Annotated in this window: 12 protein-coding genes; 4 read left to right on the top strand and 8 right to left on the bottom strand. The window is 66.4% G+C overall.

Annotated features, from left to right (window positions below; genetic code table 11):
- Positions 1-4 precede the first annotated feature (4 nt).
- The 5 genes from AC0KWY_RS19615 to AC0KWY_RS19635 all read right to left on the bottom strand — a co-directional run bounded on the left by AC0KWY_RS19615 (position 5) and on the right by AC0KWY_RS19635 (position 6,068).
- Entirely contained in the window at positions 5-637 is a 633-nt protein-coding gene (locus AC0KWY_RS19615) for a response regulator transcription factor (RefSeq protein ID WP_474027171.1), read from the bottom strand.
- Positions 621-2,981, bottom strand: coding sequence for a PAS domain-containing sensor histidine kinase (locus AC0KWY_RS19620; protein WP_474027172.1), 2,361 nt, complete (start codon positions 2,979-2,981; stop codon positions 621-623). The genes AC0KWY_RS19615 and AC0KWY_RS19620 overlap by 17 nt, the downstream gene beginning before the upstream one ends.
- Before the next feature lie 48 nt (positions 2,982-3,029).
- The gene (locus tag AC0KWY_RS19625; protein WP_474027173.1) at positions 3,030-3,752 is read right to left on the bottom strand and encodes an LrgB family protein; all 723 of its coding nucleotides are present in this window, start codon (positions 3,750-3,752) and stop codon (positions 3,030-3,032) included.
- On the bottom strand, positions 3,749-4,102 hold the full coding sequence (locus tag AC0KWY_RS19630; protein ID WP_474027174.1) for a CidA/LrgA family protein: 354 nt from the start codon (positions 4,100-4,102) through the stop codon (positions 3,749-3,751). The genes AC0KWY_RS19625 and AC0KWY_RS19630 overlap by 4 nt, the downstream gene beginning before the upstream one ends.
- A 103-nt stretch (positions 4,103-4,205) precedes the next feature.
- On the bottom strand, positions 4,206-6,068 hold the full coding sequence (locus tag AC0KWY_RS19635) for a GGDEF domain-containing protein (protein ID WP_474027175.1): 1,863 nt from the start codon (positions 6,066-6,068) through the stop codon (positions 4,206-4,208).
- Positions 6,069-6,277: 209 nt separating this feature from the next.
- Here AC0KWY_RS19635 and AC0KWY_RS19640 point away from each other — a divergent pair, with 209 nt between their 5' ends.
- Positions 6,278-7,789 carry an extracellular catalytic domain type 2 short-chain-length polyhydroxyalkanoate depolymerase gene (locus AC0KWY_RS19640; protein ID WP_474027176.1) on the top strand — a complete coding sequence of 504 codons (1,512 nt, stop codon included), beginning with the start codon at positions 6,278-6,280 and terminating at the stop codon, positions 7,787-7,789.
- Between the two features lie 124 nt (positions 7,790-7,913).
- On the top strand, positions 7,914-8,270 hold the full coding sequence (locus AC0KWY_RS19645; RefSeq protein ID WP_474027177.1) for an ArsR/SmtB family transcription factor: 357 nt from the start codon (positions 7,914-7,916) through the stop codon (positions 8,268-8,270).
- A gap of 150 nt (positions 8,271-8,420) precedes the next feature.
- On the opposite strand, the gene aceB is transcribed toward AC0KWY_RS19645, so the two are convergent.
- Both aceB and AC0KWY_RS19655 read right to left on the bottom strand, forming a co-directional pair.
- A complete protein-coding gene (aceB, locus tag AC0KWY_RS19650; protein ID WP_474027178.1) occupies positions 8,421-10,019 on the bottom strand; it encodes a malate synthase A in 1,599 nt (532 codons plus the stop codon).
- 38 nt (positions 10,020-10,057) lie between these two features.
- Positions 10,058-10,765, bottom strand: a complete 708-nt coding sequence (locus AC0KWY_RS19655; RefSeq protein ID WP_474027179.1) for a haloacid dehalogenase type II — start codon at positions 10,763-10,765, stop codon at positions 10,058-10,060.
- A 76-nt stretch (positions 10,766-10,841) separates the two neighbouring features.
- Here AC0KWY_RS19655 and AC0KWY_RS19660 point away from each other — a divergent pair, with 76 nt between their 5' ends.
- Positions 10,842-11,744, top strand: coding sequence for a LysR family transcriptional regulator (locus AC0KWY_RS19660; protein ID WP_474027180.1), 903 nt, complete (start codon positions 10,842-10,844; stop codon positions 11,742-11,744).
- Between the two features lie 2 nt (positions 11,745-11,746).
- On the top strand, positions 11,747-12,100 hold the full coding sequence (locus AC0KWY_RS19665) for a YbaN family protein (RefSeq protein WP_474027181.1): 354 nt from the start codon (positions 11,747-11,749) through the stop codon (positions 12,098-12,100).
- Here the strand turns inward: AC0KWY_RS19665 and AC0KWY_RS19670 are convergent.
- Positions 12,063-13,268, bottom strand: a complete 1,206-nt coding sequence (locus AC0KWY_RS19670; RefSeq protein ID WP_474027182.1) for a GGDEF domain-containing protein — start codon at positions 13,266-13,268, stop codon at positions 12,063-12,065. The genes AC0KWY_RS19665 and AC0KWY_RS19670 overlap by 38 nt on opposite strands.
- Positions 13,269-13,364: the final 96 nt, after the last annotated feature.

Raw genomic sequence — 13,364 nt, forward strand, 5'->3', positions numbered from 1 at the left:
CGTTTCAGGCGCCGTTTTCGCCCTCGGTCTGCAGCACCGCGCGCACCAGTTCGGCCAGCGTGCGGGCGCCCATCTTGTCCATCACCCGGGCGCGGTGGGCTTCGACCGTCTTCATGCTGATGTTGAGTTCGTCGGCAATCTGCTTGTTCAGTTTGCCGGCGACGACCAGATCCATCACCTCGCGCTCGCGCTGCGTCAGTTGTTCGAGGCGCCGGCTGACGGCGCTGCTCTGGCTGCGCCGCTGGGCGTTCTGGCAGTCGACGGCGAGGGCGCGGCGGATGCGCGACAGCAGGTCTTCGTTGTGGAAGGGCTTTTCGATGAAGTCGCAGGCGCCGCGTTGCAGCGCGGCGACCGCCATCGGCACGTCGCCGTGCCCGGTGACGAAGATCACCGGCAGCGGCGAGCCGCGCTGGCTGAGCAGTTCGTGCAGTTCGAGACCGCTCATTTCCGGCATCCGGACGTCGAGCACCAGGCAGCCGCGCAGGCCTTCGTGCCAGGCGGCGAGGAAATGCTCGCCGGACTCGAAGCAGGCGACGGCATAGCCTTCGCCCTCGAGCAGCCAGTGCATCGAGTCGCGCATCGCTTCGTCGTCGTCGACGACGTAGATCACTTGCTTTGCTTCATTGGTCGGGGTCATCGGTCGCCTCCTGCGGCAGCGTGAAGTGGAAAGCGGTGCCGCCTTCGCGGCGCCTTTCCACCCACAGCCGGCCCTGGTGGAATTCTACGATGGAACGGCAGATCGGCAGACCGATGCCCATGCCGTCCGGCTTGGTCGTGAAGAAGGGGGTGAAGATGCGCTCGATATCCTCGTCGGCCAGGCCGTGGCCACGGTCGGCGACGATCACCTCGACGGTGCGCACGTCGCGGCTGCGGGCGGATATCCGCAACTGGCGCTGTTCCGCCGGCAGTTCGCCCATCGCCTCGATGCCGTTCTTGATCAGGTTGAGCAGCACCTGCTCGATCATGATGCGGTCGACGACGACGCGCGGCAGGTTGTCCGGCAGGTCGATCAGCAGCAGCGTGCTCGAGCGCTGCGCCTCGATGTCGGCGAAGGCGCGCGTTTCGTCGATCAGTTCGGGCAGGCCGATCGCCTGCCGGTGCGGCTCGCCCTTCTTGACCATGTCGCGCATGCGGCGAATGATCTTGCCGGCGCGCTCGGCCTGGTCGGAGGCCTTCTGCATCGCCGCCAGCAGGTCTTCGTTGCGGTAGTTGCCGGCCTGCATGCGCTTGACGCAGCCGGCGCAGTAATTGGCGATCGCCGACAGCGGCTGGTTCAGTTCGTGCGCCAGCGACGACGCCATTTCGCCCATGGTGATCAGGCGCGAGGTCTGGTCGAGGCGCTTCTGCTGCTGCTGCTGGACCTCGTCGATGCGCTTGCGGTCGGTGATGTCGGCGGCAATCTGGACGATCACCGTGCGCCCGTCGACCCAGCGGATGGCCCGCTCGTGCAGGTGATACCAGTGGCCGGACAGGCGGTGGCGGACCTCGCCGTCGAACAGTTCGCAGGGCAGGTCGTCGGGCTTCAGGCTGCGCGGGTCGCGGCTCAGTTCGCCGGGGTCGGGGCGGCAGGGTTCGGTGACCACGGCGCTATCGCGGCCGACGGCGTCGAAACCGAAGATGTTCTGGAAGGCGCGGTTGGCGAAGAGAATCTCGCCGCTGTCGCTGGCGGCGACGTGCACCGCCGAATCGAGGCCGTCGATCACCGTCTCGAAGCGTTCGTGGGCGCGCTCCAGTTCGAGGCGGGCGCGACGCGGCTCGGTGATGTCGTTCATCGATGCCATCCAGCCGATCTGCCGGCCCTGGGTGTCGATCAGCGGCGAGAAGTAGAGGCGGACGTAGAAACGCTCGCCGTTCTTGCGCATGATCCGCATCTCGAAGCCGCCGGGCGGCGCCTTGCCGGCGAGCGCCAGGTCGATGGTGTTCTGCAGGGCGGCAAATTCCTCCGGCGGCCAGTAGGGGTAGGGCGGCTTGAGGCCGACCAGCTCGCTTTCCTCGAAGCCGGTCATCCGGCAGAAGGCGGCGTTGACGAAGGTGATGCGGCCTTCCAGGTCGATCGCCCGCAGGCCGGTGATCAGCGATTGCGACATCGCCAGGCGGAAGGCGTAGGCGGCGCGCAACTGCTCCTCGGTCTGCGCTCGGTGCTGGGCGTGGCGGCGCAACTGCAGCATGGCGACCGAGGTGATCGCGGTCAGCACGATGATCAGCAGCGCGGGCAGGAAGGTCAGCCAGACGCCGCCGCCGCGGTAGGCGACGATTTCCAGGCCGAGCTTGTTGTTCGGCAGGTTGAGGACGATGTGGCCGGAAATCTCGCGGTCGCTCGGTTTGACCGAGGTGTTGCGGAACACCTCGCGCTCCTGAGCGTCGAGCACGCTGAGGCTGTAGCGGGCGGTGAAGGCGGTCGGCAGCGAGGCGCGCAGCAGGCTTTCCAGCGACTGCAGGGCGATGAAGGCGCCGAGGTCGGCGCTGCTGCGCTGCACCGGGACGATGATGTCGTGCTGCGGCCGGCGGTCGATGTCCGGATAGTCGTCGGAAATCATCTCGCGGCGGATGCGGAAAGCTTCCTGCAAGGAGGCCAGGCGGCTGCCCTGCAGGCGTTCGCCGACGTAGGTGGTGGTCGATTCGTTGGGTGCCACCCATTCCACGTAGCCGTCGGTGTCGACCCAGACGATGGCGAGGATTTCCGGGTTCTCCCGCACGTAGCGGCCGGCGCGGACCTGGAAGGCCTCGTAGTCGAGCTGCATGAACTCCTGGTCGCGGCCGAGCTGGCCGAGGAACTCGAGGTGGCTGAAGAGGCGGTTCTCGAGCGTCCGCTCCGCCCAGTGCATGTCGCCCTCCAGCGCCGATTTCGCGGTATCGCGCTCGCGCCACTGCAAAAGGCCGGTGATCACCAGCATGGCCAGGGCAAAGATGCCGATCGCCAGGTAGGGCGCGTTCAACAGCCAGGGCTGGCGCGGCGAGGGGGCGGGCGGCTTGGGGAACATGACGGGATTCTTGGGCGGCCCGCCGGGATCGGCCATTGGTACTTACCCTTACTTGAGCAGGAAGTCGGCGAGCAGCGGCAGCAGCGCCGCCGTGAGCAGGCCGTTGAGGCCCATCGCCAGCGCCGCGAAGGCGCCCGACTGCTCGTTGATCTGGAAGGCGCGGGCGGTGCCGATGCCGTGCGCGGCGACGCCCATGGCGAAGCCGCGGATCGCCGGATCGTGCACGCGGATCGCCGAAAATAGCCGTTCGCCGACGATGGCGCCGAAGACGCCGGTACAGATCACCAGCACCGCGGTCAGCGAGGGCAGGCCGCCGATCTTTTCGGCGATCCCCATGGCGATCGGCGTCGTCACCGATTTCGGCGCCAGCGACGCCTGCGTCGCGCTGTCGGCGCCGAGCAGGCGGGCGATGGCGATCGCCGAGACGACGGCGGTCGCGCTGCCCGCCAGCAGCCCGGCCGAGATCGGCAGCAGCAGCTTGCGCACGCGGCGGAATTGCAGGTAGAGCGGCACTGCCAGCGCCACCGTCGCCGGGCCGAGCAGGAAGTGCACGAACTGGGCGCCGGCGAAGTAGGTCTCGTAGGCGGTGCCGGTCAGTCCGAGCAGCGTGCCGAGGATGGCCACCGCGATCAGCACCGGGTTGGCCAGCGGGTGTTGGCCGCTCTTGCGGTACAGCGCGTGCGCCAGTTGGTAGGCAAGGAGGGTCACGGTCAGGCCGAGCAGCGGCGACGCCGCGAGATAAACCCAGATTTCGCCGATCGGGCCGCTCATTTTTCTTCCCCTTCGCTCAGCCGCTGGCACAGGCGCATCGTCCCCGCCGTCACCAGCAGCGCCGCCAGCGTGCTGAGCAGCAGCGAGGCGACGAGCGCCGGCCATTGCTCGCCGATGCGCGAGAAATGCAGGACGATGCCGGTGCCGGCCGGCACGAACAGCAGCGACAGATGCTGCAGCAGGCTCTGGCTGGTGTGGCGCATTTCCTCGTCGGGGCCGTCGCGCAGCACCAGCACCACGAACAGCAGCAGCATGCCGGCGACCGGGCCGGGCAGCGGCAGGGCGAGCCAGCGGACGAAGACTTCGCCGATCAACTGGCAGACGAGGAGGAGGGAAAAGGCGGCGAGCATGGCGGAACTCCTTGAAGCAAGGCCGCCAGTGTATTTGTGCTCGAATGTTTTGTTAATCAGCCGAATTGGCGAATGATCTTTTACCAGTTGTCAGCAATGCAGGTCAGTAATCCTCGTCGGTCGTCCACATCTCCGGCGTGAACCGGATCACCCGGTTGCGTCCGGTCTCCTTGGCCTGGTAGAGCGCCAGGTCGGCGAACTTGACTGCCTGCCAGAAGGTGGCGCTGTCGCCGGGGAAATCGGAGATGCCGATGGAAATCGTCTTCTGGATCACCGCGCCGCCGACCTGCACCTTCATCGCCTCGACCTCGCCGCGGATCTTTTCGCCGATCAGGCAGGCGTGTTCGGCATTGCTGTCGAGCAGGATGATCAGGAACTCCTCGCCGCCGTAGCGGATCACCAGGTCGGAGGCGCGTACCGCCTGCTTGAGCACGCCGGCCAGCGCCTTGATCACGGTGTCGCCGGCGTCGTGGCCGTAGGTGTCGTTGACCATCTTGAAGAAGTCGAGGTCGAGCATCATGATCGCCGCGTGCGCCCGCTTGCGCTGCACGCCGGCGATCAGCGTGTTGACGTATTCCTCGAGGAAGCGGCGGTTGTTGAGGCCGGTCATCGGATCGCGCAGCGTCGAATCGCGCAGGTTCTCCATCAGTCGCTTGGTTTCCAGCACCGGCGCGGTTTCCCGCAGGTAGACCTGGAGCAGCGGGGCGCACTCGTGCAGTTTCTTCTCCTCGTCCGGCGTGCAGATGATCTGGACGATGCTGCCGACGGCGCCCGACTGGATGATCGGGAAGCAGACGTGGCGGCGCGGCCCGACTTCGGGCGGCGGCTGGAAGGCGTAGCAGATTTCCGGGTTGTCGATGCCGTCGACCGGGTGGCCGGTGCGGCGTACCCGGCAGGCTTCCGGGCGGACCAGGATTTCCGGGTCGCACCAGCGGCAGCCGTCGGCCGGGCGGCCGTCGACGATCAGGCTCTTCATCTGCTTCTTGTGGTTGAGGATTTCGTAGAGCGAGAACTCCTGGCGGCCGAACTCCTTCTGCAAGGTGCTGGAGAGGCGCGTGTAGATTTCCGACTTGGTCTCGTCCTCTTCGATCGCCTGCTTGAAATGCGCCGCCTTCGACAGTCCTTCGACCATGTCGATGGTCGCCGTCAGCAGGTTCTCGCCCGGCGTCGCCGGCCGTTCGGTGAGGCGGGCGACGCTGGTGCCGATGCGGTTGAGGCCGCTGTCGAGGAAGGCCAGCAGGCGGTTCATGTCGCGCGCGATCTGGCCGATTTCGTCCTTGGTGCGCTGCTCGATCTGCGTCTTGAAGTCGCCGTCGAGCGCCTTCTGCACTGCCGCTTCGACCGCCGTCGCGGTGTCCGAGATCGGCCGCAGCATGCGCCGGGCGAGCAGCACCAGCAGCACGGCAAACAGCGTCACCGCGCCGGTGATGCCGCCCACCGTCAGCACCGCCTTGTCGCGCAGGCCGTCGATCGACATCGTCATCGTCACCGTGCCGAGCACGCTGCCTTCGCTGACCTGGTGGCATTGCAGGCAGTTCGGCGTGCCGTGGGCGGTGGCGATGTAGGGAATAGTGCCGCGGAAGACGGTTTCGCCGTCCTCTTCGACGACGCCGAAGGAGGGCTTGCCGCTCGCCATCACCTGGCGTTCGGTGGCGTCCGCCTGGCTTTCCAGATTGAGGCCGCGGCCGAACTGGCGTTCGACCTCGGGCGAGCGGACGACGCGCGCCGAGCGCAGGCCCTGCACTTCGAGAATGCGCTTGAGGAAGCTTTCGCGACGGTCGATGACGCCGTTGATCATCGACTCGGTCAGCGCCACCCGCACCAGTTCGCCGGCCGAGCGGATGTGGTCGGTCGCCGAGGCAATCGAGAAACTGCGGAAGGCATAGAGGCTGATCGCCACCAGCACGGCGAGCAGCGAAACGGCAATCGCCGAAAAAAACAGCGTGACCTTGGTGTTGAGATTCACGATGACGATCCCGCAACACGGATTCGGAAGTGCGACATTATGTCCGAGCCGCCTTCTATTACGAAGGTGTTAGGGGGCGCGCTCCCGGAAAATCGCCGGCTTTGTTGATCAGGATCAAGCCGCCCGGGCGCAACGATCATCGTTTTGCGCCAGGCTACCGGAGGCGTTTATGATGATGTCAATTTCAACCGTTTCCGGAAGACATCGAGATGAATGCAATGCCCTTCGCCAGGCGCCTCGGCCTGCTCGCCGCCGCCTTCGGCATGCTCGGCCCCGCGCAGGCCGACAGTGCCGGCCTGCTCCCCGCCCTCAACATCGACCTGACGCAGACCACGGTTTCCGGCATCTCGTCCGGCGCCTTCATGGCCGTCCAGTTCGGCGTCGCCCATTCGGCCTCGGTGCGCGGCATCGCCGCCACTGCCGGCGGCCCGTATTTCTGCGCCGGCAAGGACGCCTGGGCCGGCGCCGGCGTCGGCAAGGCGATCGCCCGCTGCATGCAGGGCGATCCCGCCTATCCGGCGCGGCCGATCACCCAGGCCGACCTCGATCAGATGACCGCCGCCGCCCGCGCCTGGGCGGCCAAGGGGCTGATCGATCCGCTCGCCAACCTGGCGCGGCAACGCCTCTGGCTGTTCCACGGCAGCAACGACGGCGTCGTCAAGCAGCCGGTCAACGCCGCGCTCGAACAATGGTTCGCCGGCTTCGCGCCGCTCAGCCAACGCTTCACCCAGGACAGCTTCAACGCCGGCCACGCCCAGATCAGCGCCGCCTGCGCCGGCACCGCCTGTCAGCCCTGCGCCAGGACCGGCGGCGATTTCATCAACGCCTGCCAGACCATCGCTGCAGCCGCCCCCTACGATGCCGCCGGCGGCGCGCTGCAGATGTTCTACGGGCCGCTGGCGCGGACCGCCAGCACGGCCCTCGGCGCCAGGCCGCAAACCTTCGATCAGCGCATCCACACCCGGCGCGGCGGGGCCGCCATCGCCCCGCTCAAGATTGCGATGGCCGAGCAGGGTTACGTCTACGTGCCGAAGGATTGCGCCGACGGCCAGGTCTGCCGGCTGCACATCGCCTTCCACGGCTGCCGGCAGCAGGCCGAAGTGATCGGCGAGGCCTTCGTGAACAAGGCCGGCTTCAACGAATGGGCCGACGCCAACCGGATCGTCGTCCTCTACCCGCAGGCGGCGGCCGCCGTCGCCCCGCCACTGACCCCGCTCAACCCGCAAGGCTGCTGGGACTGGTGGGGCTACAACGACTTCGGCTGGGACATGACCGGGCATTACGCCACCGTCGGCGGCGACCAGATCGCCAGCGTCTGGAGCATGGCCGAGCGCCTGGCCAGTGGCAGCGGCGCCGCCACGCCGGCGCTGGCAGGCGGAGCGCCCGAGCTGCGCGTTGCCGACCGCGCCGACAACCAGATCGTCCTCACCTGGCACGCCGTGCCCGGCGCCACCGCCTACCGCTTGCAGCGCGACGGCGGGGCGATCGCCGAGATCGCCGCCGAGGCGCTCCCGTCCTGGGTCGATAACGGCCTCCAGGCGGACACTGCCTACACCTATCGCTTGTTCGGGGTCGATGCCGAGGGCCGGGAAACGCCTCTCGCCAATACCCTGATCGTCCAGACCGCCAAGCCGCCCGCCGCCTGCGATCCCTATTTCTCGCTGGCGCAGAACCGGCCGGTGACCCGGAAAAACCGGCCGACGCGCAAGACCTGTCCGTGATCGCCGACTGGCCGGGCGGCTGCCCGGCCAGCGCCGCCTCTATAATGGCGGCCCAGACACCGCGCGCAACGGTCATCCAGCCGGCTGCTCCCTGGCCTGTCGCGTCGCCATTTCCGGCGCCGTGGTGTCGCTACCGATCGCACAGGACATGGACGAAACGACACAATTATTCGAGGACGTGGCGCGCTATTTCAGCCTGCTCGCCGACCCCACGCGCCTGCGCATTCTGTTTACCCTGTGCCAGGACGAACGCCCGGTCAACGACGTGGTCGACCGCATCGGCCTCACCCAGGCCAACATCTCGCGCCACCTCAACATCCTCTACCGGGCCGGCGTCCTTGGTCGCCGCCGCGACGGCAACCAGGTCTTCTACCGCGTCATCGACCCCAACTTCGTCGACATCCTGCGCACCGTCAGCGTCACCGTCGCCAGCCGGGATATCGGGGAATTTCTCGCTGCTGACGCGTCCAGGGGGAGTTGAACGCGGCGGCTTGGCCGCCCGGCGATTCGCAGTTCGCAAACTGCGAACCCGGATGAAGTGTTCACGCAACAAAAAAGCGCCGGGTTGCCCCGGCGCTTCTTCATTCTCTGTCGGAGTCGGGCGTCTGGGCGCCTTTTTTCCGGGTACTGCTTAAGCCATCGCCTCGTACAGCGGCAAGGTCAGGAACTCCGGGTATTCCGGGGTCAGCGACATCTTGTCGAAGATTTCGGCGGCTTGGTCGTAGGTGGCCGTGTCTTCGCCCTGGGCGGTGACGGTGGCTTTTACCTTGGCGAGTTCTTCGACAATCATCGGGCGAACAAGTTCCACGGAAATTTTGCGGCCGTCGTCGAGGATGCCCTTCGGCGACACCACCCACTGCCAGACTTGCGAGCGGGAGATTTCGGCGGTGGCGGCGTCTTCCATCAGGTTGTGGATGGGCACGCAGCCGTTGCCGGCCAGCCAGCTACCCAGATAGTGGATGCCGACGTTGATGTTGTTGCGCAGGCCGGCTTCGGTGATCGGGGCTTCCGGACGGAAATCCAGCCACTGGGCCGGGCCGAAGGAGCCTTCGACTTGCTTTTCGAACTGGTTCGGGCGGTCGCCCAGGACCTTGACGAACTCTTCCATGGCGATCGGCACCAGGCCCGGGTGGGCCACCCAGCCGCCGTCGAAGCCGTCGTTGGCGTCGCGGGTCTTGTCGTGGCGGATGCCGGCCAGCGCCTTTTCGTTGGCGACCGGGTCGTTCTTGATCGGGATCAGCGCCGACATGCCGCCCATCGCCGGGGCGCCGCGCTTGTGGCAGGCCTGGACGAGGGCCAGGGCGTAGCCGCGCATGAAGGGCACTTCCATGGTGATGGCGCCGCGCTGGGCGAGGCAGAAGTCCTTGTTCTTCTTGAACTTCTTGATGCAGGAGAAGATGTAGTCCCAGCGGCCGGCGTTGAGGCCGGCGGAGTGGTTGCGCAGCTCGTAGAGGATTTCTTCCATCTCGAAGGTGGCGAGGATGGTTTCGACCAGCACGGTGGCCTTGATCGTGCCTTGCGGCAGGCCGACGTGCTCCTGGGCCATGACGAAGGCGTCGTTCCACAGACGGGCTTCGAGGTGGCTTTCCATCTTCGGCAGGTAATAGAACGGGCCGGCGCCGCGGGCGATCTGTTCCTTGGCGTTGTGGAAGAAGACCAGGCCGAAGTCGAACAGGCCGCCGGAGACGCGCTGGCCGTCAACCAGCACGTGCTTCTCGTCGAGATGCCAGCCGCGCGGACGGATCTGCAGGGTGGCGATCTTGTCGTTGAGCTTGTATTCCTTGCCGTTCTCGTTCTTGAAGGAGAGCTCGCGGCGGATCGCCTTGTACAGGTTCACCTGGCCCTGGATCTGGTTTTCCCAGTTCGGGCTGTTGGAATCCTCGAAGTCGGTCATGTAGGAGTCAGCGCCCGAGTTGAAGGCGTTGATGATCATCTTGGCTTCGACCGGGCCAGTGATTTCGACGCGACGGCATTGCAGGGCGGCTGGCACCGGCGCGACCTTCCAGTCGCCGTTGCGGATGTGCGCGGTTTCCGGCAGGAAGTCCGGCATTTCGCCGGCGTCGATGCGGGCCTGGCGGTCGATACGGGCCTTGAGCAGTTCCTGGCGGCGGGCTTCGAAGGCGCGGTGCAGCTTGGCGACGAATTCTAGCGCCTCGGTGCTGAGGATGAATTCCCATTCGGGCTGGATCGGGGCGGTGATTTGCACGCCGGCGGGGAGGGTGATGGCCATGATGTCTCCTGAAGGATGGATGAAGTTGAGAAGGAAATTCAGCTGCGCAGGCCGCCGACCCAGGCGAGGACGTCGCTCAGTTCGCGGCCGCTGCCGTGCGGCGTGACGTCGAGGACGTCGGCCGGCTGGTTGGTACGATTGACCCAGAAGGTGGTGAAGCCGAACCAGGTGGCGGCGCAGGCATCCCAGGCATTGGCCGAGACGAAGAGGATTTCCTCTTTCGGCAACTGGAAGGCGTCGACGGCGAGCTGGTAAACCTCGGGGGCGGTCTTGAATTTATGCACGCTGTCGGCGGAAAGGATGTGCGCGAACAGGTGGTTCATGTCGTTGTACTTGACGGCGATGTCGAGCATCGAATGCGTGCCGTTGGACAGGATGGCGAGCGGGAAACCCATCGCCTTCAGCGCTTCCAGCGTCGCCAGGTTTTCCGGGAAGGGGCGCAGGCAGGCGTACTGGTTCATCAGGTGCTGGCGCTGGCTGTCGTTCATTGGCAGTTCCAGCGCGCGGGCGGCGAAGATCAGCGCGTCGCGGGTGACTTCCCAGAAGGTCTTGAACTGGCCGCTCATCGTCCGGATGCGCGTGTATTCGACCTGTTTGGCCCGCCACAACAGGGTCAGCGCCTTGCCTTGGCAAGGGAAATACTCTTCGGCCAGCGCTTCCATGCAATAGACGTCGAACAAGGTCGCATAGGCGTCGAAGGCGATGGCTTTGGGCGAGGCGGAGGTTGGCGGCGTGATCATGGACATGGAGTTTATTGCTACCAATAAGATAAGATAAGCGGCAAAAGAAGCGGTTATTCTTTTACCAAAAGTAAATAATCAAATGGATACTTTCAAGCAGATTTCGGCATTTGTAAACGTCGCGACGCGCGGCAGCCTGTCCGCCGCCGCCCGCGCCGAAGGGGTGACGCCGGCCATCATAGGCCGCCGGCTCGATGCGCTGGAAAGCCGGCTCGGCGTCAAGCTGCTGATCCGCACCACGCGCAAGCTGACGCTGACCTTCGAGGGCCAGGCTTTCCTGGAAGATTGCCAGAAGGTGCTGACCGATCTCGCCAACGCCGAGGCGGCGGTGTCGCTGGGCGGCGTCCAGGCGAGCGGTTACCTGAAGGTTTCGGCGCCGGCCGGTTTCGGTCGCCAGCATGTGGCGCCGCTGGTCGGCGACTTCATGCGCGCCAACCCGGAGGTACGCGTCAATCTCAACCTCTCCGACCGCCTGGTCGACCTGATCAACGAGAACATCGACTGCGCCATCCGCATCGGCGAACTGACTGATTCCAGCCTGGTCAGCGTCCGTCTGGGCGAGATGCGCCGCATGGTGGTGGCCAGCCCGGCCTACCTGGTCGAGCACGGCGTGCCGCGTTCGCCGGACGATCTCGCCGGCCACAACTGCCTGTCGCTCGGCCAGCAGCGCGGCTGGGTGTTCCGCGATCCGCAGAGCGGCAGCATCGATACGCTGAAGGTAACCGGCGATTTCGAGTGCAACGACGGCGCCGTGCTGCACGAATGGGCACTGGCCGGGCGCGGCCTGGCCTGGCGCTCGCTGTGGGAGGTCGGCGGCGACCTCAAGGAAGGCCGCCTGACCTCGGTGCTCGACGCCTGGCAGGCGCCGCCGATGGGCATTTACGCGGTGTTTCCGCAGCGCCGCCACCTGCCGTTGCGGGTCCGGCTGTTCATCGACCTGCTCAAGGAAAACTACAGCCGGCCGAGCTACTGGGAATTGCGCTGACGATGCGGAAGCCGGTCTATCGCGCGCTCGGCGTGCTGTCGGTGCTGCTCGGGATGGTCGGCGTCGTCCTGCCGCTACTGCCGACGACGCCTTTCCTGATCCTCGCCGCCTTCTTCTTCGCGCGCTCGCATCCTGAATGGGAGGCGCGGCTGCTGGCCGATCCGCGGGTCGGTCCGGCGATCCGCGCCTGGCGCGAGCGGGGGGCGATTCCGCTGCTGGCCAAGCGGCTGGCGACGCTGCTTCTCGCGCTCAGTGCCGTCGTCGGCTGGTTCGGATTGCCCGGCGACTGGCGCTACCTGCCGGGCAGTTGCGGCGCCCTCATCCTGCTGTGGATGTGGTCGCGTCCGTCGGCTTGAGCGACTGACAACTGCCGTCCGGCCAGACGACGGCATCGCGGCCCTGGCGCTTGGCTTCGTACATGCGGCGGTCGGCGCGCCAGATCAGGGTTTCGCAGGCGGCGATTCCGTCTTCGTTGCTGCAGGCGATGCCGAAAGAAGCGGTCATCTGCCGGCCGTCCGGGCGTTGCCCCAGGCCTTGCTGGCGCATCCGCAACAGCAGCATCGGTACCTTGTCGAGCGGCGTGTCGGGCAGGACGGCGACGAATTCCTCGCCGCCCCAGCGGATCAGCAGGTCGCTGCGGCGCAGACTGCTGCGCAGGTTGTCGGCGAGTGTGCGCAGGCATTGGTCGCCGGCTTCGTGGCCGAACAGGTCGTTGACCTCCTTGAAGCGGTCGAGGTCGATGAAGGCCAGGGTGAGCGGTTTGCCGGCCATGTGGTTGAGGCGGAACAGCAGCTTCAACGCGTCTTCGCCGGAACGCCGGGTGTAGGCGCCGGTCAGCGGGTCGTGCATGGCGCGCACGACGAGCGTCGCCATGTAGTGACACTGGCTCATGCCGGAGAACATGGCGACGCCCAGCATCATCAGCATGAACCACAGGGTGCCGCCGTAGTGCGCCAGGTCGGGCGCGGTACCGCCGAGGATCAGGCCGGCCAGCCCCATGCCGATCACCGGCAACGCGAAGAGCAGGGCTTCGAGCGCGGTCAGCGGGAAAATGGCGAGGCCGCCGAGGACGATGGTCGGCAGGTAGGCGTAGAGTTGGGCGACCAGTTTCTGGGCATTGGTCTGGCTGGCCTGGGCGAGCATTTCCGCCGACAGCAGGTGAAACAGCGATGGCACCAGCAGCAGGACGAGCAGGGCCGCCAGCGCCTGGGTGTAGGGGCGGGTCAGCGAGGCTTCGCGCGGCCAGGCGAGGGCGCCGAAGATGGCGGTGGACACCAGGCGCAGGCCGATCAGTTTGCCGGCGGTCTCGAGGTCGAAGACGACGAGGTCGATGATCGCGAAGAACGGGACCAGGATGGCGAACAAGCCGGCGATCAACTGCACGCGGGCGACGATCACCGATGCCGCATGGCGGCGCAGTTCGTTGCTGCGGCCGGCCGGGGTCAGCATGTCGAGCAACTGCTTGCTGCTCAGTTGCGAGGGGGCGAGGATGTTCTCGCTGATGCGGGTGCGCAGCGATTTCACGACGTCACGCTCCGACGGCGAGCGCGCGGTGCCGGGTTGGAAAAAAACCGGGGTCGCCCATTGACGACCCCGGCTTGACGATTGCTGGTCCGCATC

The sequence above is a fragment of the Azonexus sp. MM2026_4 genome, from assembly GCF_055901855.1.